The sequence below is a fragment of the Stenotrophomonas maltophilia group sp. msm1 genome (assembly GCF_032025805.1).
GTDB classification, from domain to species: domain Bacteria; phylum Pseudomonadota; class Gammaproteobacteria; order Xanthomonadales; family Xanthomonadaceae; genus Stenotrophomonas; species Stenotrophomonas hibiscicola.
Genome location: NZ_JAVSKH010000001.1, coordinates 793,666 through 820,125 on the forward strand (window position 1 = coordinate 793,666; position 26,460 = coordinate 820,125).

The 26,460-nt window shown below is 67.3% G+C and carries 19 protein-coding genes; 8 read left to right on the forward strand and 11 right to left on the reverse strand.

Annotation, left to right across the window (positions count from 1 at the left end):
- Nucleotides 1-39 precede the first annotated feature (39 nt).
- Nucleotides 40-714 (forward strand): hypothetical protein, encoded by a 675-nt coding sequence (locus ROV95_RS03475; protein ID WP_312543043.1) that lies wholly within the window; start codon nt 40-42, stop codon nt 712-714.
- A gap of 71 nt (nt 715-785) precedes the next feature.
- Here ROV95_RS03475 and ROV95_RS03480 read toward each other — a convergent pair whose 3' ends face one another.
- From ROV95_RS03480 to ROV95_RS03520, 9 genes are read right to left on the reverse strand one after another with little or no spacing between them, the layout of a single operon-like run.
- A complete protein-coding gene (locus ROV95_RS03480) occupies nt 786-2,594 on the reverse strand; it encodes a hypothetical protein (RefSeq protein ID WP_171953222.1) in 1,809 nt (602 codons plus the stop codon).
- Nucleotides 2,591-4,753 (reverse strand): hypothetical protein, encoded by a 2,163-nt coding sequence (locus ROV95_RS03485; protein WP_312543047.1) that lies wholly within the window; start codon nt 4,751-4,753, stop codon nt 2,591-2,593. The genes ROV95_RS03480 and ROV95_RS03485 overlap by 4 nt, the downstream gene beginning before the upstream one ends.
- A complete protein-coding gene (locus ROV95_RS03490; protein WP_312543048.1) occupies nt 4,750-5,871 on the reverse strand; it encodes a BatA domain-containing protein in 1,122 nt (373 codons plus the stop codon). Before ROV95_RS03490 ends, ROV95_RS03485 begins: the two co-directional genes overlap by 4 nt.
- On the reverse strand, nt 5,868-6,764 hold the full coding sequence (locus ROV95_RS03495; protein ID WP_312543050.1) for a DUF58 domain-containing protein: 897 nt from the start codon (nt 6,762-6,764) through the stop codon (nt 5,868-5,870). Before ROV95_RS03495 ends, ROV95_RS03490 begins: the two co-directional genes overlap by 4 nt.
- 7 nt (nt 6,765-6,771) lie before the next feature.
- Nucleotides 6,772-7,755: a MoxR family ATPase gene (locus tag ROV95_RS03500; protein WP_019661957.1), complete on the reverse strand. Its 984-nt coding sequence runs from the start codon at nt 7,753-7,755 to the stop codon at nt 6,772-6,774.
- A gap of 16 nt (nt 7,756-7,771) precedes the next feature.
- A complete protein-coding gene (locus ROV95_RS03505) occupies nt 7,772-8,479 on the reverse strand; it encodes a DUF4159 domain-containing protein (RefSeq protein ID WP_312543055.1) in 708 nt (235 codons plus the stop codon).
- On the reverse strand, nt 8,479-9,813 hold the full coding sequence (locus ROV95_RS03510; RefSeq protein ID WP_019661955.1) for a TldD/PmbA family protein: 1,335 nt from the start codon (nt 9,811-9,813) through the stop codon (nt 8,479-8,481). Before ROV95_RS03510 ends, ROV95_RS03505 begins: the two co-directional genes overlap by 1 nt.
- 21 nt (nt 9,814-9,834) lie before the next feature.
- Entirely contained in the window at nt 9,835-11,469 is a 1,635-nt protein-coding gene (locus tag ROV95_RS03515; protein WP_312543058.1) for a TldD/PmbA family protein, read from the reverse strand.
- A gap of 30 nt (nt 11,470-11,499) precedes the next feature.
- Nucleotides 11,500-13,131, reverse strand: coding sequence for a TldD/PmbA family protein (locus tag ROV95_RS03520; protein ID WP_180877373.1), 1,632 nt, complete (start codon nt 13,129-13,131; stop codon nt 11,500-11,502).
- A gap of 667 nt (nt 13,132-13,798) precedes the next feature.
- Between ROV95_RS03520 and ROV95_RS03525 the strand changes: the two genes are divergently transcribed.
- Complete coding sequence (locus ROV95_RS03525) at nt 13,799-14,413, forward strand: DUF938 domain-containing protein (protein ID WP_019661952.1); 615 nt, start codon at nt 13,799-13,801, stop codon at nt 14,411-14,413.
- 85 nt (nt 14,414-14,498) lie between these two features.
- On the opposite strand, the gene ROV95_RS03530 is transcribed toward ROV95_RS03525, so the two are convergent.
- Nucleotides 14,499-18,185: an indolepyruvate ferredoxin oxidoreductase family protein gene (locus ROV95_RS03530; RefSeq protein ID WP_312543060.1), complete on the reverse strand. Its 3,687-nt coding sequence runs from the start codon at nt 18,183-18,185 to the stop codon at nt 14,499-14,501.
- Nucleotides 18,186-18,354: 169 nt separating this feature from the next.
- Between ROV95_RS03530 and ROV95_RS03535 the strand changes: the two genes are divergently transcribed.
- Nucleotides 18,355-18,990 (forward strand): tetratricopeptide repeat protein, encoded by a 636-nt coding sequence (locus ROV95_RS03535; RefSeq protein ID WP_312543062.1) that lies wholly within the window; start codon nt 18,355-18,357, stop codon nt 18,988-18,990.
- A 178-nt stretch (nt 18,991-19,168) separates the two neighbouring features.
- Nucleotides 19,169-20,525 (forward strand): IS3 family transposase gene (locus tag ROV95_RS03540; protein WP_312543064.1). Its coding sequence is split into 2 segments (ribosomal slippage): nt 19,169-19,617 and nt 19,616-20,525, totalling 1,359 coding nucleotides; the frame shifts between segments, so codons are not numbered across the junction.
- A 492-nt stretch (nt 20,526-21,017) separates the two neighbouring features.
- Here the strand turns inward: ROV95_RS03540 and ROV95_RS03545 are convergent.
- Nucleotides 21,018-22,502, reverse strand: a complete 1,485-nt coding sequence (locus ROV95_RS03545; RefSeq protein ID WP_019661949.1) for an AAA family ATPase — start codon at nt 22,500-22,502, stop codon at nt 21,018-21,020.
- 123 nt (nt 22,503-22,625) lie between these two features.
- On the opposite strand from ROV95_RS03545, the gene ROV95_RS03550 reads away from it, so the two are divergent.
- The 4 genes from ROV95_RS03550 to ROV95_RS03565 are packed head-to-tail and all read left to right on the forward strand — an operon-like array spanning nt 22,626 to nt 26,460.
- Nucleotides 22,626-23,255: a ParA family protein gene (locus tag ROV95_RS03550; protein WP_010487235.1), complete on the forward strand. Its 630-nt coding sequence runs from the start codon at nt 22,626-22,628 to the stop codon at nt 23,253-23,255.
- Between the two features lie 49 nt (nt 23,256-23,304).
- Nucleotides 23,305-23,781, forward strand: a complete 477-nt coding sequence (locus tag ROV95_RS03555; protein ID WP_019661948.1) for a histidine phosphatase family protein — start codon at nt 23,305-23,307, stop codon at nt 23,779-23,781.
- A 4-nt stretch (nt 23,782-23,785) separates the two neighbouring features.
- Complete coding sequence (locus ROV95_RS03560; RefSeq protein ID WP_019661947.1) at nt 23,786-24,412, forward strand: YceI family protein; 627 nt, start codon at nt 23,786-23,788, stop codon at nt 24,410-24,412.
- Nucleotides 24,409-26,460, forward strand: coding sequence for a phospholipase D family protein (locus ROV95_RS03565; RefSeq protein ID WP_312543069.1), 2,052 nt, complete (start codon nt 24,409-24,411; stop codon nt 26,458-26,460). Before ROV95_RS03560 ends, ROV95_RS03565 begins: the two co-directional genes overlap by 4 nt.

The following is a 26,460-nucleotide window of genomic DNA, read 5'->3' on the forward strand; positions in this document are numbered from 1 at the left end:
GCCGGTATATGCTGCTGGCCGCCCACCGGTAACGCTGTCATGTCCCTGCGTTCGTTCTGCCTGCTGGCCGCGTTGCTGCCGGCCTCCGCCTTCGCGTCCGATATCGCCGATGGCGGCGCCTGCCGCAATGGCGCATTCCCCTCCGAACAGAGCCGGTTCGCGCTGGCGCGGGTGGTCGATGTACCGCGCCTGTACCTGCTCGGCGACATGGATGGCTGCCCCGCCAAGGGCGAACCGGCCTGCCGCCAGCGCAGCTATGTGGTCAACGGCGATACGGTGGTGACCGGTCGCGACCTGGGCCGTTACCGCTGCGCGTTCTTCCCGAACAGGGTGGGTGGCAGCGCCGGTTGGGTCGACCGCAGCAAGCTGCAGGCGTTGCCGGTGGTCGTGCCAGCGCTGCAGGATTGGGCGGGCCACTGGAAAGATGGCGACAACGGCCTGCGCATCACCGTGCAGGGTGGACAACTGCACGTGGATGGCGACGCCTACTGGCCCTCCGCCAACCCCACGCCGGAACAGCGCCCGTATGGGCCGAACCTGGGCCAGGTGGAAGCGCGTGCCATACCGCGCGGTGCCGACGTCGAGTTCGCCGAGGACACGTGCCGGGTGCGCGTGCACTCGCTGGGTGAGGTGCTGATCGTGGCCGACAACAGCGAATGCGGTGGCATGAACGTGCGTTTCAACGGTGTGTACCGGCGCGCCGGAAAACGTTGAATGGCGCATGAGGATTGGGGCCAGTAGATCCACGCCACGCGTGGGTGCTGCCCGCGATTCAATCGATGCGGTCAGCGCCGCCGCTCCAGCCACCACAGCAATGATGCGCACAACACGAACGCCAGCCACCACGGCCAGCGCGAGCCCGGCACGGGTTGCATCACCGACGCGTCTGCAGGCGTGCTGGCAGCCAACGCCTGCGTGGTCGCATCGATCATCACCTGTCGATGCAGCGTCGGTGCATCCTTCGGGTCGAACACGTAGCGCCAGACAACGCTGTCGCCATGCTGCAGGCGTTGCCAGCCTGCCTCACGGGGCCACCAGCCGGCGCAGCGCAGCGCCGACGCCGTGCCATCGACGATCAGGGGCACGTCGTCGCCGCGTTTGTTGAAGGCCTGCAGTGGTGCCTGCACACCGCACAGCGCCTGTCGTTCACCTGCCCAGGCGATCGGCTGCGGTGACCACAGTGCATCAGCGCTGTCCTGCGCGCGTGCCAACGTGGCCACCGCGTCGCTCCAGAGTTCGCCGTGGTGGTCATCGCGGCCGGCCAGCACCCAACGCCAGCTGTCGGTGATGGGCAGCAGGCCGATGCGGCCCTTGCCGACCGCGCGCCAGCCACCGATGGCATTGCCGGCACGATCGTGCAGCAGCGCGTTGCTGCCCGGCGGCTGCAACGCCAGTGCTTCCAGCGAAGGCAGCGCGGCACTGTGCGAGCTGCGATCGGCCTCTTCGCCGTAGCCGGTCGGCAACGTGCCGGCGGCAAGCGGGCCACGGCGTGCGGCGAGGATCGCGCTTTCGCCATCGCCGGGAAGTTCAAGGGTGCGGCTGCTGCCATCGCCCTGCACGGGCAGGCCCAGATCGCGGAGGCGCTGGCGCGCACTGGCCGAAGGTGCGCCCGCACTGCGTACCAGCACGCCCAGTCCATCGCGCAGTGCCTGGCGCACGGTGGCCAGCTGGCCTGCACTCAATGCCGCGAGGCTGCGCTCGTCCAGCAGCAGCAGATCGCTGCGCGTGAGCGATGCTGCATCAATCGCCACCGCGCCATCGCCGATGCTGAGTCCGGCCCCGGCATCCGCCTGCACCTGCACACGGATGCCGGCATCGGCCGCCCAGCGGCGCAGGTACTTCAGCTCTGGGCCCGGCGCACTGGCGCGCACCAGCAGGCGCAGCGGTGCGGCCGGCAGGGTCTGCTGCGGCACCGGGACGCTGTCCACCACATGGCCGTCGGCATCGAGCAGGCGCAGCTTGAACACGCTGCGGCCTTCGGCGCGGGCGATGCCGCTCAGCTGCACGCGGCCGTCGTCGGCAACGTCCGTGCGATCGACTACGCTGTCGGCCGGGTCGAGCAGTTCTGCTTTGGCCTTTGCCGCGCCACGCGCCTGGGCCAGTACTTCGAAGCGTGCACCGGGGGCCACATCGGCCGGTGCTTGCAGCGCGATCCAGCCGCGCGGCTCCGGTGCAGCCTGCCAACGTATATCCGGTGGCAGCAGCGCGTCGCGGTCACGTGCGGCCAGGCCTGCACCGACCAGCGTCAGCGTGGCGGCCGGATGCTGGCGCAGCGCGGTGGCCAGGTCGGGAACGCGCTGTGCGCCGGGCACATCGGCAGCTTCGGGCAACAGCAACAGCTGGCCTTCGCTGGCCGGGGGTGCGCCGGCCTTGCCGGCATCGACGCCAAGCACGACCAGCCCGCCTGCGGGCTGCTGGCGGGTGGGCGGCATCAGGCAGAAGTACAGCAGCGTGGCGACGATGACCTGCAGTGCGATCACGCTCCACCGGCGGCCAGGGTGCATTGTGCTTCCACGCAACTGGCGCACGCTGGCGATGACCACGACCAGAGTGAGTGCCAGCGCAATCCACAGGTTCAGGCTGGTGGCGGTCATGGCTGCGCCTCCAGCGCATCGAGGTAGCGCTGGCCCATCGCATCGGCCGCACTGCGCCGCATCGCCTGCGGCAGTGGACGCTGCAGCGCGCGCCACAGCTGCGCACGCAGGCGCTGGCGACAGTCGATGCAGTCGGGCTCGATGCGCAGCTGCTCGATGGCCGCAGCCAGATCCAATGCATCGGGCAGGTAGGCCGCGTTGCGCTGCTGCCAGGCCGCGAGCGCATCGAGATCCGGTGCGCCGTTGTCATCACCGAGGCGCTGCCAGGCTTCAACGATGGCCGGATCGGGCGGGGTGCGCGCGGCCAATGGCAGTTCGCGACTGGCCAGTCCGGCGCGATCACCGCCCAGCCGGCGGCTTTCATCGATGGGTGGCAGCTCCGGCCCGACCCGGGCCAGGTAGATGCGCTCGGCCTGCTGCACCTGCTTGATGAAGCCCAGCGCCTTGTAGGCAAATGGCAGCGCCTGCTGCGGGCGGCCCTGGCGCAGCTCACCTTCGGCCGACCACATCTGGTCAAGCGCGGCCTTCAACGTGGCGCGGGTCTGCGGGTCGAGCAGGGTCGCCGCCTCGGCGTGGTCGTGGGTGTGGCCATACTCGGAGAGAACGTCGGTGTCGCTGCCGAACACCGGTGGCGTATCGGCATTGGTCGGCTTGCCGCCGTGATCATGGTCATGCGCGTCGTGCGCGCCGGCCTCGGCGCCATGGTCGTGATCGTCGTCGTGGTCGCCGGCGGCCGGCGTATCGCTGGTGGGCAGGTCGCTGGTCGGCGGTGGCTTCGGTGCACCTTCGCTTTCCTCGCCCAGGAACTGGCCGTAGCGCAGGCGCAGGATGCGCTGGTCGACACCGATCGCATCGCTGCGCTTCACGAAGTCCTCGTCGGCCAGGCTGCGTCGCTGCCGGATCAGCGCTTCGGCATCGATGATGATCTGCCGCTGGCTGCGGAAATACGCAGGCAGGGTCTTCTTGATGCGGCCCTCGAGCTCCGCACCGAGCGCGACTTCGGCGCTGGGCAGGCGCAGGATCACACTGCTGCTGCGCCCGGTCTGCGGCGTGGGCGCGTGATTGTCGCGCACCTCCAGCTGGGCGATCACATCGTTGCCGGGCTGCGCGCCCAGCGCAGCCAGATCCAGGGTATGGGCGAAACGTCGCGCGGTGGCTTCGCCGCTGCCGGCAAGCGTGATGCCGCGCTTCACGAAGGTGATGTTCTCCCCGCTGCCCTGGGTGGTGGTGATCGACAGCGTTGCCTGCGCCGCGACACCGTAATCGTCGTTGGCTTCGAAGCGCAGTGCCCACTGTCGTTGCCCCGGCTTGCCCAGCACCAGGCTGGCCGTGGGCTCCAGTACGCGCACGCTGGGTGCACGGTCGGCCACCACATCCAGCCGATGCAGGCGGGTCTCTGCCAGTGCCGGTTCGCTCACCACGCGGTACAGCACCGGCGCGCGTGCCACATCCTGCGCCTGCCACTGTCCTTCGTGCTCGCTCAGCGGCAACCTGCGACCATCGTGGAACTGCAGCCATGCCTTGTCCGGTGCGCGGTCGAAGCGCAGCGACCAGGACAGTCGGCTGTCGGCGGCGACCTTGGCGTCCAGCGCATTCTGGGTAAGCGTGGCCTGGCCGGTATAGGCCGGTGCGTCGATGCGCAGGCGGGTGGACTGCAGGCGTAGCGGGCCTGCGGCGGCCGTGCTGCCCGGCGCTGAGGTGCGGACTGGCGCGGAACCGGGGTTCGAACGTGGCCAGCCGACTGCCAGCACAACAATGGCCAGGCCCGCGATCCAGCACAGCGCCAATGCCCCAGGCGGCCAGTGTGGACGCAGCTCCGGCATCGCGCGTTCCAGCGTGGCCAGCACATGCGCACGCTGGCGCTGCTGCAGCGGATTGAGCGTGGCGGCATCGGCGAACAGCAGATCGGCACTGTCCTCGCTGGCACCGCTGCCATCAAGGTGGCGTTGCAGCCACTGCCGGTCCAGTTGGCGGGCATGCGCAGTGGCGAAGCCCGCACACGCGAGCAGGCTGATCGTACCGACGACGCAGGCGATATCGAAACCTGCCAGACGCAGGGCCAGCCCCGCCGCAGCCAGCGCCCATGGCAGGCCCAGCAGCAGGGTGATGAGCGCACGGCGCCGGCGCGCACGTTGCCAGGCGTGCTGCAAGGTATTCATGCGGCCACCCTGCGGCGGGCGCTGCTGGCCATCCAGCGTTCCAGGGCGAACAGCAGCACGATAGCCAGCAACAGCCAAGGCGTCGGCTCACGCAGCGGTGGTGTTGCAGCAGGCAATGCGGCCCGCTGCGGTGCCTGGTCACGTGCATCGCCCAGGCGCGGAGCCGTGGGTGGCTGCAGCGCCAGCAGCAGGGCACGCGGCAACTTCGGATCGCGCAGCGCGGCGTTGCTCGTGGTACTCCAGTCGCCCGGCAGCGCCAGCAGATAGCCGTGGCCGACGCGTTGTTGCCACAGCAGCGGTGCGCCCTCCGCGTCGCGCAGCAGGATGCGGGCGTCGGCAGCGGGCTTGCCGGCGGTGATGACACGACCGCCGTCGAGCAGCCACGCCTGCCAGTTCGCCGGCAGTGCATCGCTGCGGCTCCACACGCCGATCTCGCCGCGTTCGGGCAGGGCATCCACCGACAGCGGAGCAAGCGTTGCCTGCACGCCCCACGCGCGCTGCAGTGCGTTCAACCAGTGCTGGGCAGTGGCGGATGCCTCGCCGTGCGCGCGCAGCTGCGGCAATGCCGCTGCAGTCTGCGGCGGTGTGACCGGCATCGGCTGCGTGTGCCATTGCACGTCGCGCGACAGCTGCAGGCGGGCGCCATCCAGGCCGGGCAGGGGATCGGGAACGTGCACGGTCAACGCGGTGCCCGCAGGCAGCTGTGCGTCCAGTTCGCGCAACAGGCTGGGCAGGGATGCGCTGGATGCCGGTGGTGCCTGATCGATGGCGGGGAAGCCAGGTGCCAGCCAGTGCCAGTTGCCCTCTTCGGCGGTGCCGCGCAGTGCGGCGGCGTCCATCCCAGGTGCCACTACCGTCCAGGCAGCGGGGACAGGGGCAGGGCCGGTCAACGCAGGTCGTGCCAGCAGAAAGGCCAATGCAGCCAGCAACATCAGCCGCACCAGAAGCAACGGCCAGTCATCGAAGCGGATGCGCTGGCGCGGCCGGATCTGTGCACGCAGCCAGCGCAGTGCAGCGAAATCCAGTGGCGTGTACGGATGGCGCCGGGCCAGGTGGATCAGCAGCGGCAGCAGCCCTGCGGCGAGCGCGGCCAAGCCGAGCGGGAACAGAAGGGTCATGCAGCGCCCCCACGGCCGAACAGCGCCTGCAGCGGCTGGTCCAACGGTTGGTCGAGCCAGCCGGTGGCACTGGCGATGCCGCTGGCCTGCAGGCGCGCACGTAATGCGCTGCGTGCGTCAGCGAAGCGCTGCAGGTAATCGGCGCGGATCGCCGCGCCGTCGCCCAACAGTTCCTCGCCGGTTTCCGGGTCGCGGAAGCGGTGGCCGGCGTCGAACGGGAAGTCGCGCTCGTCGGCGGTCAGGATCTGCAGCAGTGCCACTTCGCGGCGTGCGCTGGCCAGCTGTTCGAGCAACACGATGCCGGCGTCGTCGAAGCCATCACCGATTGCCAGCAGCAGGTCGCCCGGGCGCACGCGTTCCCACAGCGGGCGCAGGCGTTCGGCCGCAGGCCACCCACCGCGGGCCTGTAGGGCGTTCAGTTGCAGATGCACACGGTCGCGCTGGCGCGCGCCGTTCGCTGCGGGTACCAGCTGCAGGCCATCGCCACTGATTGCCAGCAGGCCAAAGCGGTCGCCCTGTTGCAGGGCCAGTTCGACCAGGCATGCGGCCACGCCGCACATGTGGTCCAGGCGCGTGCGTTGCGGCACCGCGCGATCGGCCTGGCCGGCCGAGGCGGTGGCATCGAGCAACAGCCAGACCGTGATCGGGCTTTCGCGTTCGGACTCGCGCACGAAGAAGCGATCCGAGCGGGCGTATAGCTTCCAGTCGATCTGGCGCAGTTCGTCTCCCGGCTCGTAGGCACGGTACTGGGCGAACTCGAGGCCGGCACCGCGGCTGCGGCTGGCGTGCTGGCCGATGCCACTGGCACCGCTGGCCAGGCGCGGCCGCAGCCGCAGCAGGCGCAGGCGCGCACGCAAGTCCGGTGGCAAGGTCAGCGGGGTACCGGCGTTCACGCGTGGCTCAACCTGGGAACGGCACGGCCTGCAGCAGGGCAGCGACCACGTCGTCGGCACGCTTCTGCTCGGCTTCGGCGGCGAACGACAGCAGCAGGCGATGGCGCATCACCGGTGCGGCCAGTACCTGCACGTCCTCGCGGGTGGCGGCGAAGCGGCCCTGCAGCAGTGCGCGCGCTTTTGCCGCGAGCACCAGCGACTGGCCGGCGCGCGGACCGGCGCCCCACTTCACCCACTGGTTGATCGCCGCCGGTGCGCCTTCGCCCGGCCGGCTGGCACGCACCAGGCGGGTGATCCAGGCCAGCACATCGGGGCTGACATGCACCTGGCGCACGGCCGCCTGCAGTGCGGTCACCGCTTCGGCATCCATCACCTTCGGTACCGCGTCGGTGGTACCGCCGGTGGTCTGTTCCAGGATCTGCCGCTCCTCGTCTTCGCTGGGGTAATCCACCAGCACGTGCAGCAGGAAGCGGTCCAGCTGTGCCTCCGGCAGCGGGTAGGTGCCGGCCTGCTCGATCGGGTTCTGCGTGGCCAGCACGAAGAACGGCGCGGGCAGCGCGTAGGTGGTGCCGGCGTAGCTGACCGTGCGCTCCTGCATCGCTTCCAGCAGTGCGGCCTGGGTCTTGGGCGGGGTACGGTTGAGTTCGTCGGCCAGCAGCAGGTGGGTGAAGATCGGGCCCTGCTGGAAGCGGAAATGGCGATGGCCGGTGCCGTGGTCTTCTTCCAGCAGCTCGGTGCCGAGGATGTCGCTGGGCATCAGGTCGGGGGTGAACTGCACGCGCCGGAACTGCAGCTCCAGCGCCTGCCCGAGCGAGCGCACCAGCAGGGTCTTGCCGAGCCCGGGCGCGCCTTCCAGCAGGCAGTGGCCGCCGGCCAGCAGGCCGATCAGCAGCTGCTCGACCACGGTGTTCTGGCCCACCACTGCGCGTGCAAGCGCGGCGCGCAGCGCATCCAGGCGCGGCAGCAGGGAATCGAGGTCGGGGGAGGTCATGGGCGTGCAGGTCCTATCAGTTGTTCAACGCGTACATCACGATGTTGACGCCGAAGCGGGTGTTGTCTTCGGCCAGGAAACGCTTGTTGCGCCAGTCGTAGTCCCACTCGCAGCCGTAGTCCTTGTTGCTGTAGAGCAGCCCCAGGCGGCCATCGACCTCGATGCCCTTCAGGTAGTCGTGCACCAGGTCGTCGCCCCAGCCGTTGAGTTCGAAACTGGTGGCGGGCGGGCCGTCGGGGAAGCGGAAGAAGCTGCGGTACAGCGGGTGGCTGTTGGGCAGCTTCTGCAGTGCCTTCGGGCCGAACAGGCGACCCATCTGCGCCTCGAACGAGGTGGCGAACAGGCCATCGATGTCGTGGTTGCAGTCGTCCACGAAGACGAAGCCGCCATTGCGCACATAGCGCACGAAGTTCTGCCGCTCGGCGGCATTGAACTCCACCAGCTTGTGGCCGGCCAGGTAGCAGAACGGCGCTTCCAGCATGCGCGGGTCGGCCAGTGCCACCACGTGCTCCTGCGGGTCCACGCGCAGCGAGGTGTAGTCGATCAGCGAGGTGATCAGGTTGGACGGCATGCGCGCGTCCACGTCCCAGTCACCGGAGTCGTACTGCAGGCGGGTGAACCAGAAGTCGTAGCGCGAACTGCGCGGGCCTGCCTGTGCCCAGGCCGGCAGCGCCGCCGCCGAAGCGGCAGCAGCCAACCAGCGCAGGCAGGCCCGGCGATCCATCAGACCGCGTCGGACAGCGAGGTGAAGGTGAAATCGCGCAGCTTCATTGGCGGGATCATCATCACGAAGCTGGATTCATCACCGGCCACGCGCACCGGCCTGCCCAGCTCTTCGATGTTGTTGAGCATGATCACCGGCGATTCGTTGAAGCGGAAGTTCTTCACCGGATGCTTGATCTGGCCGTTCTCGATGTAGAAGGTACCGTCGCGGGTCAGGCCGGTCAGCAGCACGGTCTGCGGATCGACCATGCGGATGTACCACGTGCGGGTGACCAGGATACCCTTCTGGGTGCCGCGTACCAGCTCGGCGGTGCTCTTGTCGCCACCACTCATCAGCAGGTTGCCCGGCGAGGCCTTGGCGGTCTTGCCCTGCTTCTGCGCCCAGAAACGCGAGTAGTCCAGGTTGGCGATCCTGCCGTTCTCGATGATCGCCATGCGTTCGCGCGGCAGGCCTTCGTTGTCCCACGGCAGCACCGGCGCCTCCGGATGCCACGGGTCGGCGATCATGGTCACGCGCGGGTCGTAGACCTGCTCGCCCAGCTTGTTGCCGCCACCCTTTTTTGACAGGAAGCTGCGGCCTTCATCGGCCGAGCGTGCGCTGAAGAAGTTCATCATGAAGCTGATCAGGCCTGCCGCCGCGGCCGGCTCCAGGATCACCGTGTACTTGCCCGGTTCCAGCGCCTTGGCTTCGGCCGATTCGGTGGCCTTGCGCATGGCGATGCGGATGTCCTGGTCGGCCTTGAAGTCGGCGGCATCCTTCAGGTTGCGACCGACCCAACCCGAACCGCGGCCATCTTCGGTACGCACGGTGCAGGTGTAATCGAAGTTGGTGGTGCGCTGATAGGCGAAGTTGCCGTTGCTGTTGGCGGTCGCCTGGAAGCCCTGGCCGTCCTCGAGGAAGCCGGCGGCAATGAGCCCGTTGCCACGGCACGGGGCGATCGAATCGGCGGCGACCTTCGCGCGGAAGGCCGGATCGATCGCGGCGGTGGATTCGCTGAAGGTCGGGCTGGGACGGTAGCTCTGCTTGCCGATGGCCGGCATGAACTCCGGGTTCTCCGGGGCCAGGCGCGCCAGGTCTTCAGCACGGCGCACCACGCGTTCCAGCGCGGCGTCGTCGAACTCGTTGATCGAGGCGGTGCCGACGCGCTTGCCGAAGGCGACGGTGACCGCCAGCTCGGTGTTGTCGACGATGCCGCTGGTGGAGACATTGTTCAGCGCGAAACGGATGTTGCCGCTGATCGCGCCGGACAGCACGGCGGTGCACTCGTCGGCCTTGGACAGGGCGATGACCTTGTCGAGGATGGCCTTGGCCTGGGCTTCGGTGAAGATACTCATGGTGTAAGGGCTCCTGACCGATCAGCCGAGGCTGCGTGCGGTGTTGATGACGTTGATGCCGTTGAAGCGCGCGGTGGACGAACCGTGCGAGACCGCCGAGACCTGGCCCGGCTGGCCCTTGCCGTCGAAGAACGAACCGCCCAGGCGGTAGTCGCGCTCGTCGGCCACGGCGGTGCAGGCATTCCAGAACTCCGGCGTGCGGATCTGGTAGGCCACGTCTTCCAGCATGCGGGTGATCTGGCCGTTCTTGATCTCGTAGAACAGCTGGCCGCCGAACTGCGCGTTGTAGCGCTGCTGGTCGATCGAGAACGAACCGTCACCGATGATGTAGATGCCGTTCTCCACGTCCTTGATCAGGTCGGGCACGCTCAGCGGCTTCTTGCCCGGTGCCATCGACACGTTGGCCATGCGCTGGAACTGCACGCTGGACCACGAGTCGGCATAGCAGCAGCCGTCGGACTCGCTCTTGCCGAGGATGTGGGCCTGGTCGCGGATGGTCTGGTAATCCACCAGCTTGCCGTTGCTGATCAGGTCCCAGCGCTTGCACTTCACGCCTTCATCGTCGTACGCCACCGCGCCCAGACTGCCCGGCTGGGTCTTGTCGGCGAAGATGTTGACCAGCTCGCTGCCGTACTGGAAATGCTGTTCGCGCTTGTCCAGGGTGGCGAAGCTGGTGCCGGCGTAGTTGGCTTCGTAGCCGAGCACACGGTCCAGCTCCAGCGGGTGGCCGATCGACTCGTGGATGGTCAGCCAGGTGTGTGACGGGTCGAGCACCAGATCGTACTTGCCCGGCTTCACCGACGGTGCCTTCAGCTTTTCCTGCGCCTGCCTGGCGGCGGCGACGGCGTCCTCCTTCATGTCGTAGGAGGTGCTGTAGTTGACCACGCCATTGGGGCTGACCACCTTGCCGGCGGCGGCACCATCCAGGTACTCGTAGCCCAGCCCCATCGGCGAGGACAGGCCCTCGCGGGTGCGGAACTTGCCACTGGCCTTGTCGATCGCGGTGACCGTCATCGGCGCCCAGATGCGATGCACGTCCTGGTCGATGTAGGAACCATCGGTGGAGGCGAAGTACTTCTGCTCGTTGACCAGGAACAGCATCGAGTTGACGAAGCTGGCACCGGCGCCCATCGCGGCGGCATTGACGTCCAGCAGCAGATCGACCTTTTCCTTGATCGGCACCTCCATCGCATTCTTGCGGATCGGCGTGCGCCAGCTCACCTCACCCACGCCCGGCGCCTTGGCCAGCTGCACCGGCGCGGTCTGCACGCCAGCATTGGCCTTGGCGATCGCCGCGGCCTGCTGCGCCGCCCTGGCCACATCGGCGGTACCCAGCGCATTGGTGGCGGCAAAGCCCCAGGCGCCGTTGACGATCACGCGTATGCCCACCCCGGTGGACTCGGTGTTCACCACGTTCTGCACCTTGTCTTCGCGGGTGATCACGAACTGCCGCAGGTAGCGGCCGATGCGCACGTCGCAGTAGGTGGCGCCGGCGCTGCGTGCGGCCTGCAACGCAGCGTCGGCCAGGCGCTTCTTCAGCGCCGGGTCCAGGCTGGACTGCAGCTGCTCGGCGGCGATCACCTTGCCGAAGAAGGAGGGCACGATCAGCCCGCCCGCGGTAAGCCCGGTCAGGGCCAGGAAGTCACGTCTTTGCAAGGCTGCTCTCCATGTCGAAGGATGGGTGGCTCAAGCGCCGAGACTGCGCGCGGTGTTGATGATGTTGATGCCGTTGAAGCGGGTGGTGGACGAACCGTGCGAGACCGCCGAGACCTGGCCGGGCTGGCCCTTGCCATCGAAGAACGAACCGCCCAGGCGGAAGTCGCGTTCATCGCAGATGGCGGTGCAGGCATTCCAGAATTCCGGCGTGCGGATCTGGTAGGCCGCATCCTCAACCATGCCGGCAATCTTCCCGTCCTTGATCTGGTAGTACAGCTGGCCGCCGAACTGCGCGTTGTAGCGCTGCTGGTCGATCGAATACGAACCGCGGCCGTGGATCCAGATGCCGTTTTCCACGTCCTTGATCATGTCCTCGACACTGAGCCGCAGCTTGCCCGGTGCCAGAGAGACATTGGCCATGCGCTGGAACTGCACGCTGGACCAGGAATCGGCGTAGCTGCAGCCGTGCGATGCATCGCGGCCGAGGATATGGGCCTCGTCGCGGGTGGCCTGGTAGTCAACCAGGATACCGTCGCGTACGAGGTCCCAGCGCTGCGTCTTCACCCCTTCATCGTCGTAGCCGACGGCGCCGAGGCTGCCCGGCTGGGTCTTGTCGGCGAAGAAAGTGACGATGTCGCTGCCCCAGCGGAAGCCGGCATCGCGCTTGTCCAGCGTGGCGAAGCTGGTGCCGGCGTAGTTGGCTTCGTAGCCGAGCACGCGGTCCAGCTCCAACGGGTGGCCGACGTTCTCGTGGATGGTCAGGAACAGGTTGGACGGGTCCAGCACCAGGTCGTACTTGCCGGGCTTCACCGACGGCGCCTTCAGTTTCTCGCGCGCGTGGCGGGCGGCGGCGATGGCGTCTTCGACCGGGTCGTAGGAATCGCGGTAGGCGGTGATGCCGCCGGGCAGCTGGACCTTTCCACGCGCATCGCCATCGAGGAACTCGTAGCCCATGCCCATCGGCGAGGAGAGGCCGGCGCGGGTACGGAACCTGCCGCTGGCCTTGTCGATGGCGGTGGCGGTAAACGGCAGCCAGATGCGGTGAATGTCCTGGTCGATGAACGAGCCGTCGCTGGAGGCGAAGTACTTCTGTTCGTTGACCAGGAACAACGTGGAATTGATGTAGTCGGCGCCCGCATCCAGCGCGGCGGCGTTGAGCGCCAGCAGCAGTTCGACCTTGTCCTGGATCGGCACCGCCATGGCGTTCTTCCGCACTGGCGTCTGCCAGCGCACTTCGCCGACCGACGGCGTCGGCGCCAGCTGTACCGGCCGGGTCTGGATGCCGGCATTGGCGCGGGCGATTGCCGCTGCCTGCTCGACCGCGGCGCGCACGGCGGCCTCGGTCTGCTGATGGGTTGCAGCGAAGCCCCACGCGCCGTTGACGATCACCCGCACGCCCACACCGGATGATTCGCGGTTGGTCACATTGCCGACCTGGTGTTCGCGGGTGATGACCGACTGGTTGAGATAGCGGCCGATGCGGACATCGCAGTAGCTGGCCTTGGCGGTGCGTGCGGCGGCCAGCGCGACCTCGGCCAGGCGCCTGCGCTGGGCGGTGTCGACCGGGGCCAGCAACTGCTCGGCGGCGATGGCACGGGAATGCGGCAGCAGCAGGCCCGCCAGGCCCAGACCGGAAAAAGCCAGGAACTCACGTCGTTGCACAGCGTTTCTCTCTCTCGCTTGCGTGCGGCCGACAATGGGTCGAGCCGATCACGTCAACTTCTCGACTTTCGCCAGCGCGGCGCGTGCGGGCAAGTGACTGCAGTCATGGTTGGGAGGGTTTCGGCAGGGCTTGCAGCCCTGCACCTGCTTCAAGCCAGGGCAACGTCAACGTCAAAAGCGGGCATTCCGTGTGTGGGTGGGGCGGTGTCGGATTGCGGGGACGCCGTGAATCCGTCCATGGAGGCTTGGCAGCCGCATCCATGCGGCTGACACCCCGCACTCCGACACCGCCCCACCTTCGACAGATTTCGTGTGCTGTTGGTGGGTGTCGACCTTGGTCGACACAATCTGTCAGATATCGAAATGTATCCGGGGTCAGATCCGTTTTCCTGTGGAAAACGGATCTGACCCCAAGAGCCATTCCAACAGACCGCAGGAAACCGTCGAAGGCGGGGTGGGTCCGGTTGCGGGGGCGTGAGCCGCATGGATGCGGCGACCGAGCCTCCATGGACGGATTTACGGCGTCCCCCGCAACCGGACCCACCCCGCAATCCCACAGGAAGCCCGCTGTTGCTGTTGCCGTTGCTTCGGCGGGTGCAGGGCGCCGCCCTGCCGAGCAACACCCCCTCGTGCACAATGGGGCCGACCCCGCCTGGACCCCGTCCTGATGTCGAGCAAGCCGTATTCAGAAGCCTGCGAACGCAACCGCGAACCCATCGCCGCCGCGCTCGACCCGTGGATGGGCGACCGCCACCGGGTGCTGGAGATCGGCAGCGGCACCGGCCAGCATGCGGCCTTCTTTGCCGAGCGCTGGCCCTGGCTGCGCTGGCAGCCCAGTGATCATCCGGACCACCTGCCAGGCATCGAGGCATGGCGTGCCGAAACGGCATTGCTGAATCTGCTGCCGCCGGTAGCGCTGCAGGTGGAACTGCCGCCAGCGCCCGGCCTGAACCTGGCACCGGGCAGTACGTTCGATGCCGCATTCAGCGCCAACACCCTGCACATCATGAGCTGGGCACACGTCCAGTCATTGTTCGCGGCGCTGCCGCCCCTGTTGCGCCACGGTGCGCTGCTGGCGGTGTATGGCCCGTTCAACTACGGCGGCCGCTACACCAGCGACAGCAATGCGCAGTTCGATGCCTGGCTGAAGGCACGTGATCCGCGCAGCGGCATCCGCGACAGCGAAGCGGTGCAGGCGCTGGCGGCCGACAACGGATTCACCCGGTTGGGCGATGTGGCGATGCCGGCCAACAATCGCCTGCTGCTGTGGCGGCTGGGGTAATCCATCGGTAGTGCCGGCCGCTGGCCGGCAACCGATTGCCGGGATGAATGCCGGGATGAATGCCGGCCAGCGGCCGGCACTACCATCAAGCCACCTGCACGATATGCAGCGCCTTCGGATTGCGCCACTGCGCCAGCAGGGCCGCTTCGCGCGCCTTGGCCTGCTCGAAATGCGCTTCCTTGACGTGGCCGAAGCCGCGGATGTGTTCGGGAATGCTGGCGATCTCCACCGCCAGCGCCAGGCGGTCGTCATCCAGGCCATCCAGCAGCACCTGCACAGTGGCCTCGTAATCACTGATCAGCTTGCGCTCCATGCGCCGCTCTTCGGTGCGGCCGAACACGTCGAAGCGGCCGCCACGCAGGAACTTCAGCTTCGCCAGCAAGCCAAACGCCTTGAACATCCACGGGCCGTATTCCTTCTTCAGCAACCGGCCCTGCTCGTCCTTCCTGGCGAACAGCGGCGGCGCCAGGTGGAAGCGCAGCTGATAGTCGCCCTCGAACTGCTGCTGCAGGCGTCGCTGGAAGTCGCCGCTGGTGTACAGGCGGGCCACTTCGTACTCGTCCTTGTAGGCCATCAGCTTGAACAGGTAGCGGGCCACCGTCTCGGTCAACGCGGTGGAGCCGCCGATACGCTCGGCTTCGGTAGCGCGCACGCGTGCCACCAGATCACGGTAACGCGTGGCGTAAGCAGCATCCTGGTACTCGACCAGGAAGGCGGCGCGGCGCTCGATCATTTCATCCAGCGAGCGCGACAGGCGCGCGTCGTCCAGCGGCAGGAATGCCACGTCGCCACCGTGCGAGGGCAGGCCGCGCAGCTCGCGTTCGTCGCCGGTGTTGCGCGGTGCAGCGGTGGCGCCCCATTCGTTGCCCTCCCATTCGCCCGGCGGCAGCGGATGCAGCGGGCCCGGGGTGGATTCGGTATCGGTGTGGCGGTTGCGCACCAAGCCGGCTGCCTGCTGCACTGCCTGCGGATCGACCGCGGCCAGGCGGCCCCAGGCGAAGGCCTGCTGGTTCATGGCCACCGCAGCGCCATTGAGCTCGATGGCGCGCATCAGCGACTCGAACGACAGCGGCACCAGGCCCTGCTGCCAGGCGTAGCCGAGGATGAACAGGTTGGCGGCGATGGCATCGCCCAGCAGCGCGGTGGCCAGTTGGGTGGCATCCAGCAGCAACGGCTCCTGGCCGCCCAGTGCCACACGCACACCGGCGATGATGTCGGCGGCGGGGAACTGCATGTCCGGGCGGGTGGTGAAGGTACCCGGCATCGCTTCGTAGGTGTTCAGCACCACCTGCGAACGGCCGGCACGCACCTTCGACAGCGCCCAGTAGTCGTTGACCACCACCATGTCGCAGCCCAGCACCAGGTCGGCTTCACCGGCGGCGATGCGCACGGCGTGGATGTCATCCGGGCGGCGTGCGATGCGGATGTGCGTGGTCACCGCGCCACCCTTCTGCGCCAGGCCGGTCTGGTCGAGCACGGTCGCGCCCTTGCCCTCCAGGTGGCCGGCCATGCCCAGCAGCGCGCCAATGGTCACCACGCCGGTACCGCCGACGCCGGTGATCAGGATGTTCCAGGGCTGCTCAAGCGTGCCGCGGATCGTCGGCGCCGGCAGGTTGTCCAGCAGCGTGGAGGCATCGCGCTTGCTGCCCTTGCGCGGCTGGCCACCGTGCACGGTGACGAAGCTCGGGCAGAAGCCGTTCACGCAGGAATAGTCCTTGTTGCAGTTGGACTGGTCGATCTCGCGCTTGCGCCCGAACTCGGTTTCCTTCGGCAGCACCGACACGCAGAAGCTCTTCTTGCCGCAGTCGCCGCAGCCTTCGCAGACCAGCGAATTGATCAGTACCCGCTTCTGCGGATCTTCCAGCTTGCCGCGCTTGCGGCGGCGACGCTTCTCGGTGGCGCAGGTCTGTTCGTAGATCAGGATCGAAACACCCTTCACTTCGCGCAGGCGCTTCTGCACCTCTTCCAGTTCGCTGCGGTCGTGGAACTCCACGTCGCTGGGGAAGTGTTCGCGCTGGCCGGTCCACTTGCCGATGTTGTCCGACAGCACCATGATGGTGTGGATGCCTTCGGCGCGCATCTGCTTTGCCATGTCCGGCACGCTCAGCGGGCCGTCCACCGGCTGGCCGCCGGTCATCGCCACCGCATCGTTGTAGAGGATCTTGTAGGTGATGTTGACGCCGGCGGCGACCGCCTGGCGGATCGCCAGCGAGCCGCTGTGGAAATAGGTGCCGTCGCCCAGGTTCTGGAACACGTGCGGGGTGTCGGTGAACGGCGCCTGCCCGGCCCAGGTCACGCCTTCGCCGCCCATGTGGGTGAAGGTGTCGGTGCTGCGGTCCATCCAGGTCACCATGTAATGGCAACCGATGCCAGCCAGCGCACGTGAACCTTCCGGCACCTGGGTGGAGGTGTTGTGCGGGCAGCCTGAGCAGTAGTGCGGCACGCGCGGGAAGCTGGCGCGCGGCAGCGCAAGCTCGGCTTCCTTTTCCTGCATCCACTGCAGGCGCTGCTCAATCGACTCGTTGTTGAAGAACTTCTGGATGCGGCGACCGATCACGCCGGCGATGGTGGCCGGGGTCAGTTCACCGGTGGACGGCAGGATCCATTCGCCGCTTTCATCGTACTTGCCGACGATGGACGGGCGGTGGCCCCAGCTGGCCGGCCAGTTGAAGAACTGTTCCTTCATCTGGCGCTCGATGAAGGCACGCTTCTCCTCCACCACGATGATGTCTTCCAGGCCCTGCGCGAAGCGCGCGATGCCCTGCGGTTCCAGCGGCCAGGTCATGCCGACCTTGTACACGCGGATGCCGATGTCGGCGCACGCGGCTTCATCCAGGCCAAGGTATTCCAGCGCCTGCAGCACGTCCAGGTAGCTCTTGCCGGTGGTGACGATGCCCAGGCGCGCGCGCGGCGCGTCCATCACCACCTTGTCGATGCCGTTGGCGCGGGCGAACGCCTGTGCGGCCTTCACCGCATAGCGGTGCAGGCGCATCTCCTGGTCCAGCGGCGGGTCCGGCCAGCGGATGTTGAGGCCACCCGGGGGCATTTCGAAGTCTTCCGGCAGCACGATGCGGCGCGCCATCGGATCGACCTGCACCGAGGCCGACGATTCCACCGTCTCGGCAATGGTCTTGAAGCCGACCCAGCGGCCGGTGTAACGGCTCATCGCCCAGCCCAGCAGGCCCATGTCGAGGATGTCCTGCACGCCGGCGGGGTTGAGAACCGGCATCATCGCGCTGACGAATTCGTCTTCGCTGCCGTGCGGCAGGGTCGAACTGCGGCAGGCATGGTCATCGGCGGCCAGCGCCAGCACGCCGCCGTAGCGCGAGGTGCCGGCGGCATTGGCATGCTTGAACACGTCGCCGCAGCGGTCCACGCCAGGGCCCTTGCCGTACCACATGCCGAACACGCCCTGCACGTTGGCGCCGGGGAACAGGTTGGTCTGCTGCGTGCCCCACACCATGGTGGCGCCCAGGTCCTCGTTCAGGCCCGGGGTGAACTTCACCTTCGCCGCTTCAAGATGCTTGCGCGCGCGCCACAGTTCCAGGTCGAAGCCACCCAGCGGGCTGCCACGATAGCCGCTGACGAAGCCGGCGCTGTCGATGCCTTCGGCGGCATCGCGCAGGCGCTGCATCAGCGGCAGCCGCACCAGCGCCTGCACGCCACTCAGGTAGATCCGCCCCTCGTTGCGGGTGTACTTGTGGTCGAGCGTGTAGTCACGGTCGAGCAGGTCGGCGGAAGAGGGCGAAGTGAGTTGAGCGGTACTGGTCATGGCTGGCCCGGTAGGATCGGCTGGCACCGGCCGCGTGCACGCACGCAGCGGGAAAGGCGCGAATTGTAGCAGCGGGGCCGCGCAGGCCCCGGCACTCGCGCCCGTGGCGGTGCTGGGGTTAGGATCGGGGAGAGAGAGGGAGGCTGCAGTCGCGGCCTGGGGAGAAGGGATGTCAGTTCCAGGAAAGATCCTGGCCAGCGTGCTGCTGGCCTCGGGAGCGGCCACGGCGTGGGCCGCGCCGGCCATGCCGGCACCACAGGAGTTCTACTTCGACAATGACCCGGCGGCCACGCCGATGGTGGTGGTGCAGGGCGGGGGCGATGATCTGGTCGCCCAGCTGGTCAAGCTGCGTGAACGCGGCCGCCGTGCGGTCGAGGCCACGGTACAACTGGCCTCGGTGGCCGGTGCGCAGGGCCGTGGCGAGCTGGCCGAGCAGTTGTATGCCGAGGCGATGAAAGAGGCCCCGGCACAGAGCAGCAGTGGCCGCAGCGTGCGCTGGAACTACGGCTGGGACCTGCTGCGCCAGGGCAAGCCAGAGGCGGCGCTGGAACAGTGGCTGGCCTCGGCCGCCAATGCGCGTACCAAGCCGAGCTGGGTGCCGCCGACCTATGCGCTGGCATTGTGGCGGATGGGGCAGAAGCAGGAGGCGGTGCTGTGGTATGCGGCTGCGGTACGCACCGAGCCGACGCAGTGGAATACCACGGCCAACTATGCGCAGCTGCTGCCGCAGTGGCACGAGGATGAGCGTGCGTCGCTGGCCGAAGTGCAGCAGGCCTGGGCGGCCGCACCGCCTGCCTGGCCCTGAGGGAGGGGTTCGGCCGGGTTGCACCCGGCACCCGCAGAGGCAACAGCCAAAGCCAAAGCAACAGCAACAGCGGTCTTCCGGTGGGATGGCGGGGCACTGTGGGTTTGCGGGGACGCCGTAAACCCATCCATGAAGTGACCCCCGGGAGTTGGACGCCAGATCCAACCCCGAGGGATACATGAACAGATATGACGCTCGTTTCAAACTGCAGGTTGCCAAAGAGGCCTGCAAGACCTCCACATCAGTCAAAGCCGTTGCTCGTCGCCACAGCCTGGAGGCCTCCACGGTCAGGCGCTGGGTGGCGACCTATCGGCTGCATGGTTGGCGCGGATTTCATCGCCAGGCCCGGTTCTATGACCTCCCGTTCAAGTTGGCTGTCCTGGAAAAAATGAGCCAGGACGGCATGTCCGGGCGGGAGGCCACCACCTACTTCCAGATCGGTGATGCCGGCGCGGTGGGGCGATGGCGGCGCCTGTATGCTCAAGGCGGTGCCCAAGCGTTGGCACCGCCTCCGCCGCCCCGAAAGCCGATGAAAAAGACCCGTTCGTCCAAGCCACCTGAGGAAATGAGCCGCGATGAGCTGCTCAAGGAAGTCGCCTATCTGCGTGCGGAGACCGACTACCTAAAAAACTCGATGCCTTGATCCGGGAAGAGCAGGCGGCGCAAGACGCAAAGCGCAAGCCATCCAAGGATTGAGGCAGGTTCATACGCTGTCGCTTCTGCTCGAAGCGGCGGAGCTGTCACGCAGTACGTTCTATTACCAGAACCATGTCCTGGCCCATCCGGATCAGGACGAGGCAGCCCTGTGCGAGCGCATCCGTGCAATCTACGATCAAAGCCAAGGGCGCTATGGCTATCGCACGGTGACGCTGGAATTGGCCAATCAGGGTCATCGGACCAATCACAAGCGGGTACAGCGCCTGATGGGGGAAATGGGCCTGAAATCACGGGTACGGGGGAAGCGCTACCGGTCCTTCAAGGGGGCCGCCAATGTTGTGGTTGGCAATGACCTCAATCGCCAATTCCACGCCGAGCGCCCCAACCAGAAGTGGGTGACCGACGTGACCGAGTTCAAGGTACCAGGCATGAAGCTGTATCTGTCGCCGATCATGGACCTCTACAACGGCGAAATCGTGGCTTATCAGATCAAGCGCCAGCCCGTGTTCGATCTGGTAGGTCAGATGCTGGAGGAGGCCATCAAGAAGCTTTCGCCGGATGAGCGACCGATGATCCACTCCGACCAGGGCTGGCAGTACCAGCATGAAAACTACCGGCACATACTGGAGAAGCACTCTTTGAAACAAAGCATGTCCCGGCGTGGCAACTGCCTGGACAATGCAGCGATGGAGAGCTTCTTTGGGACGCTGAAGTCGGAGTTCTTTTACCTGAACAGCTTTGACAGCATCGAGAGTCTGGAGGCGGGGCTGGTGGAATACATCCAGTACTACAACCAAGAGCGAATCAAATTGAAATTGAAGGGCCTGAGCCCGGTACAGTACCGGGAGCAGGCCCAACAGGCCCAATCGGCCGCCTGACCCCTGTCCAAGTCTCGGGGGTCACTTCACCATGGGGGCTTGGTCGCCGAATCCATGCGGCTCACACCCCGCAAACCCACAGTGCCCCGCCTTCGACAGATTTTCGCAGCTGTGGGTAGGTGTCGACCTTGGTCGACACGGTAGATCCACGCCATGCGTGGATGAATCTGTATCGGAATCGACTATTCGATATCTGATCGAAGAGCAGCCGAGCGTGGGCTCGGCTCTACAGAAGGCGGCCAACCAACCGGCTTTTGCTTTTGCTTCTGCTTCTGCTTTTCTTTTTTCTTTTCCGTGGCGGACGCACTCGGAAATTGTCAGAGGCCGGGCGGGGTGGGTTCGCGGGGGTGTCCGCGGCATGGATGCCGCGGCCAAGCCCCCATGGACGGGTTGACGGCGTCCCCCGCGAATCCATCCCGCCCGGCCAAGCGCGGCTTTTGATGTTCACGGTCAACCAGCCGCCACGAGGGGCTGCGCCGTTCGCGGGAAACCTCAGTCGTCTGCGGAAACCGTCCGTCCCGACGCCCACGCCCGCAATGCCTCCACCTGCTCGGCCATCAGCACCGACAGCGGCCGCGTGGCGCGGATCTCGTTCATCAGCAGCTCGGTGTCCAGCGGCCGGCCTTCGGCGTGCGCTGCATACAGCCCGGCCACGATCGCCTGCTCGATCTCCGCGCCGGAGAAACCATTGGCCGCGGCCGCCAGCGCCGGCAGCGCGAAGTCGTCGCCATTGAGCTGGCGCCGGCCCAGGTGCAGCCGCAGCAGTTCCACGCGCACGTCAGGCGAAGGCAGGTCAACGAAGAAGATCTCGTCGAAACGGCCCTTGCGCAGCAGTTCGGCCGGCAGCTCGTGCACCTGGTTGGCGGTGGCGACGATGAAGACCGGCGCCTTGCGCTCGGCCATCCAGGTCAGCAGGTAGCCGAGCACGCGGCGCGACACGCCACCGTCCTCGCCACCGCTGGCCAGGCCCTTCTCGATCTCGTCCATCCACAGCACGCAGGGCGCCAGCTGCTCGGCCGAGGCCAGTGCCTGGCGCAGGTTGGCCTCGGTCTCGCCGTGGTACTTGTTGTACAGCGCGCCGACGTCCAGGCGCAGCAGGGGGACACCGAAGCCGGCGGCGGTGGCCTTGGCCAGCATCGACTTGCCGCAGCCCTGCACGCCCAGCAGCAGCATGCCACGTGGCGGATCGAGCCCGGCCGGCGCCGAGCCGGCAATGAAGGCGACCCGGCGCTGGTTGATCCAACGCTTGAGCCGGTTGGCCCCGGCCACGTCGCCGAAGCGCGCGCTGTCATGCTCGAAGAACAGGTGGCCGCTGCGGTTGAGCAGCTCGAATTTCAGTCGTGCCAGCTGCGGCAGGTCGTCGTCGCGCAGCGCGCCATCGGCGTAGATCAGCTGGCGCGCGATGCGCCGGGCATCGACCAGGCTCAGGCCCTGCAGGTTCTTCAGGATCTTCTTCACCGCCTCGCTGTCGACTTCGACCCGGCGGCCGCCGTGCTCGCGCGCATAGGCGTCGGCCTCTTCGCGCAGCATCTTCAACAGGGCGTTGGCATCAGGCAGGCGCGGGTTGAAGCGCACCGCCAACGCTTCCAGCTCGGCCGGCAGCTCCACCTTGGCACCGATCAGCACCAGCACATGCGGCTCGCTGTGGCGGCGCTGGATCAGGTCGCGCAGGGCGCGCTGATGGCTGGCATAGCCCAGGTACGGGTGGAAATCGAGCAGCAGGTAGACCCCGCGCTGGTCGGCCTGGCGGATCATCTGCAGGGCCGCGCTGGCATCGGGTGGCCCGACCGGCGGGTCTTCACTGTCCAGGTCGATGCGGCGCAGGCCCTCGGTGATCGACCAGCGGTGCAGCGCCCGCCATACGTGCATCAGCGTCTGCCGGAACAGCTCGACGATGCGACCCTCGTCCTGGGTCTCGATCACGATCAGTGGGGTATTGGCGCGGATCAACGCGCTCAGGTCCTGCAGTTCGCTCATGCCGGTTCGATCCTTCGGGAGCGCCACGATAGCAAAGGCGATGGCCGCTGGTTCAGCACGACGCTACCTCCCGTCACCATCGCCGGTGTACGCTCGGGGAACGTACCCGGAAGCGAGGCTGGCATGAAGACGATCCTGGTGGCCGGTTCCAAGGGCGGGGTGGGCAAGACCACCGTCGCCACCCACCTGGCCGCGTACGCGGCATTGCAGGGCAAGGCCACGGTGATTGCCGATGCCGACCCGCAGGGCTCCAGCACCCGCTGGGCACAACGCCGTGCCGGGCTGGAAAGTGCGGTGCTGCCGATCGACGTATATCGGAAGAAGCAGTGGGCGCAGAAGCTGCCCGACGGTACCGACACCGTCATCATCGATGCGCCGGCCGGCGCCCTGGCCGACGATATTCCCCATTTCCTCGACGCTGCCGACGCGGTGGTGGTGCCGGTGCTGCCCTCGGCGCTGGATATCGAAGCCATCGTCGGTTTCCTCAACAGCCTGGCCCAGAACCCGCGCGTGCACAGCCGCAAGCTGCCAGTGGGTCTGGTGCTCAACCGTACCAAGCCCTGGACCCAGACCTCGCAGCAGGCGCTGCAGATGCTGGGTGAATGGCCGTACCCGGTGGTCGCGCAGCTGCGCGACAGCCAGAGCTATGTGGTCATGACCGGCCTTGGCCGCAGCCTGTTCGACTACCGCTCGGCCCAGGTGCGCGAGCACCAGGCCGATTGGGAGCCGCTGCTGTCCTGGCTGAAGCTTTGATGCCTGCATCACCCTTCCTGCTGCATCCTCTTCTTCATGGAAACCCGCGATGCGTGAATTGATCCTGCTGCGCCATGCCCATGCCGAGCCGGCGACCCCCGGCCAGGCCGACCTCGACCGGCCGTTGTCGCCGGTGGGGCTGGCCGAAGCCGAAGCCGCCGGCAAGTGGCTGAAGGAGAACAACCTGCTGCCGGACTGCGTGCTGTGCTCGCCGGCGCGACGTACCCGTGAGACCCTGGAAGCGGTGATGACGGCCATCGGCTATGTCGAGAAGCGCCTGGAAGACCGGATCTACGAAGCCACCCCGGGCACCCTGGCGGCGCTGGTGGACGAGCGTCGCGACCTGGACCGGGTGCTGATCGTGGGCCACAACCCGGGCCTGGAGCAGCTGGTGGCCCTGATGACCGACGGCACCAGCAGCGACTACCGCGGCATGCCGCCGGCCGGCATTGCCGTGCTCGGCTTCCCGCGCGAGGCTTCGATCGAGCCGGGCGTGGCCAGCCTGAACGCGTTCTGGTGGCCGTGATCCAATGAGCCTGGCGCGGCGCAGCCGCTTTCTGCTGCCCGTGCTGCTGGCTTCCGGCGCGGCCTGGCCTGCCGCGCCTCCTCCGCCAACGCCAACGCCCCTGCCGCCGGTGGTCGCCGAAGCGCATCGGGTCCTGCGCCTGGACACCCAACGCTCGCAGATCGGTTTCGAGGTGCGCACCCGCTTCGGCCAGCGCATCGAAGGTGTGTTCCCGCACTTCGAGGGCCGCATCGAGATCCTCTCCGATGGCCGCCACCAGGTGCACCTCAAGATGTTCACGCGCTCGGTCGAGATCCCCGGCAAGGCGCGCTATACCGGCTGGATGCGCGGCGAGGAATTCTTCGACGCGGGCCGCCACCCGGTGGTCGAGTTCGACTCGCTGCCGTACTGGCCGGAGACCGTGGAAGAGGGGGGTGACATCAACGGCCGGCTGACCCTGCGCGGGGTCAGCCATCCCGAGAAGCTGAGGGTGGAGAAGGCGGAGTGCGCCCGACCCGGCTATGATTGCGACGTCGTCAGCCGCGGTACCGTGCAGCGAGGCCGGTATGGAATGGACAGCTGGCAGCTTGCCTTGAGTGATCGTGTGACCTTCGTATTGCGAGCGCGCCTGAGCGAGGCGCCGAAACCGTGAACCTCCTGCTGCGTGTACTGGCGCTGGCAACCGTGTTGCTGGGCAGCGGTTGTGCATCGCTGTCCAATACCGAGCGCGACCGCGCCGAAGCGATCGCCGTGCAGGCGCGCTCGACCCAGGTCGACTGCCAGCGCGCCGACCGCTGCGCACAGGACTCGCCGCTGCGGGCGCTGGCCGGCCGGGCGTTCACCGAATCCACCCCGGAGCAGCCGCGCCACTACGCCACCCTGCTGGACGAGGGAGAAGGCGCCCTGGTGGCGCGGCTGAACCTGTTGCGCAGCGCCACCCGCAGCATCGACCTGCAGACCTACATCTTCGACAAGGACGACAGCGCCCGGCTGGTCATCGACGAACTGCTGGCTGCATCGCGGCGCGGGGTGAAGGTGCGGGTGCTGATCGACCAGCTCTCGGCGATCTCCGACCTGCAGATCCTCGGCGCGCTGTCCGGCGCCCACCAGAACTTCCAGCTGCGGGTCTACAACCCGACGTTCGGCAAGGCCCGGCTGAATTACTTCGACTATGCCGGCAGCGTGCTGTGCTGCTTCCGGCGCTTCAACCAGCGCATGCACAACAAGCTGCTGGTGATCGACGACGCAATCGGCGTGGTCGGAGGCCGCAACTACCAGGACGACTACTACGACTGGGACCGCGAGTACAACTTCCGCGACCGCGACGTGCTGATTGCCGGCCCCGAGGCGCGTGCGATGGCGGCCAACTTCGATGCCTTCTGGCGTGCCCAGCGCAGCGTGCCGGCCGAGCGCCTGAATGATGTCGGCCGCACCCTGCTGCGCGAGGGCGTGCCGGCGCTGCCCCCCGCCACGTTCCGCCGCCCGGAACGGGTGCAGCGGGTCAGTGCCGAAGCCAATGACATGGACTTCGTCACCCGTTCCTTCGTGGATACCGCGCTGCCGGTGGCCTCGGTGCGCTATGTCGCCGACCTGCCGCGCAAGCACCGGCGCGAGAAGGCCGATACCCCGCTGGCTGGCCAGCACGTGACCGAGCCCCAGCTGGATGCGCTCATTGCCGGTGCGCAGAAGGAAGTGATCCTGCAGACGCCGTACCTGGTGCTGTCCAAGCCCGCGCAGAAGCTGTTCCGCGAGCTGCGCAAGCGCCCGCAGCCACCGCGCGTGGTGGTGTCGAGCAACAGCCTGGCGGCCACCGACAATCCCATCGTGTATGCGCTGTCGTACAAGTACAAGCGGCGCAACATGCGCGAACTGGGCTTCAACATCTTCGAATACAAGCCGTTCCCGCTGGATGCGCCGGTTGATTACCGCAACCTGCTGCCCGACCCGATCGCCGCCCCCGGGGCAGACGACGATGGCGGCCGCAACCCGCTGATCGGCGGCAGCGCCGCCGGCAGCAATGCCGGGGGGGGCAGCGAGGGGGACCGGGCAACAACGCGCAGGCAGGCAGTGGTGAATCATCCGCGTACCGGCAGTGCCTACCAGAACGCGCGCGAACGCCGCCGCGCGGCCGGCAGCGAGGTGGAAACGCGCCTGCTGCGCACCGAAACGCGGCCCTCGTTCCTGGGCAGCAAGGCGGTCAACAAGCCATTGCCGGTCACCCGCAAGGGCGCGCGCATGGGCCTGCACGCCAAGTCGCTGGTGGTCGACCGCCGCATCGGCGTGGTCGGCACCCACAACTTCGATCCGCGCAGCGAGAACTACAACACCGAAGGCGCGGTGATCATCGATGATCCGGTGTTTGCCGAGCAGCTGGCCGAGAGCATCCTGCGCGATACCCATCCGCAGAACTCCTGGACGGTGGCGCCGCGGGCCAAGCCGCCGGTGCTGTCGGGGCTGAACTACAGCGTCGGCAAAGCCTCCGAAGCGCTGCCGATCCTCGACTTCTGGCCATGGCGCTATGCCACCGACTACGAGTTCAAGCCCGGCCCGGACTGCCCGCAGCCGCTGCCACGGCAGGACCCGGAGTTCCATCGCTGCTACGTTGCCGTCGGCGACTTCCCCGAAGTCAACGTCGGCCCGAAGTGGCTGCTGGTGCGCATGCTGACCGCATTCGGTGCCGGCCTCGTTCCCATTCTCTGA

Coding starts and splice junctions, on each gene's coding strand:
- ROV95_RS03475 (WP_312543043.1), top strand. CDS start 40: ATGTCCCTGCGTTCGTTCTGCCTGCTGGCCGCGTTGCTGCCGGCCTCC.
- ROV95_RS03480 (WP_171953222.1), bottom strand. CDS start 2,594: ATGACCGCCACCAGCCTGAACCTGTGGATTGCGCTGGCACTCACTCTG.
- ROV95_RS03485 (WP_312543047.1), bottom strand. CDS start 4,753: ATGAATACCTTGCAGCACGCCTGGCAACGTGCGCGCCGGCGCCGTGCG.
- ROV95_RS03490 (WP_312543048.1), bottom strand. CDS start 5,871: ATGACCCTTCTGTTCCCGCTCGGCTTGGCCGCGCTCGCCGCAGGGCTG.
- ROV95_RS03500 (WP_019661957.1), bottom strand. CDS start 7,755: ATGACCTCCCCCGACCTCGATTCCCTGCTGCCGCGCCTGGATGCGCTG.
- ROV95_RS03505 (WP_312543055.1), bottom strand. CDS start 8,479: ATGGATCGCCGGGCCTGCCTGCGCTGGTTGGCTGCTGCCGCTTCGGCG.
- ROV95_RS03510 (WP_019661955.1), bottom strand. CDS start 9,813: ATGAGTATCTTCACCGAAGCCCAGGCCAAGGCCATCCTCGACAAGGTC.
- ROV95_RS03525 (WP_019661952.1), top strand. CDS start 13,799: ATGTCGAGCAAGCCGTATTCAGAAGCCTGCGAACGCAACCGCGAACCC.
- ROV95_RS03530 (WP_312543060.1), bottom strand. CDS start 18,185: ATGACCAGTACCGCTCAACTCACTTCGCCCTCTTCCGCCGACCTGCTC.
- ROV95_RS03535 (WP_312543062.1), top strand. CDS start 18,355: ATGTCAGTTCCAGGAAAGATCCTGGCCAGCGTGCTGCTGGCCTCGGGA.
- ROV95_RS03545 (WP_019661949.1), bottom strand. CDS start 22,502: ATGAGCGAACTGCAGGACCTGAGCGCGTTGATCCGCGCCAATACCCCA.
- ROV95_RS03550 (WP_010487235.1), top strand. CDS start 22,626: ATGAAGACGATCCTGGTGGCCGGTTCCAAGGGCGGGGTGGGCAAGACC.
- ROV95_RS03555 (WP_019661948.1), top strand. CDS start 23,305: ATGCGTGAATTGATCCTGCTGCGCCATGCCCATGCCGAGCCGGCGACC.
- ROV95_RS03560 (WP_019661947.1), top strand. CDS start 23,786: ATGAGCCTGGCGCGGCGCAGCCGCTTTCTGCTGCCCGTGCTGCTGGCT.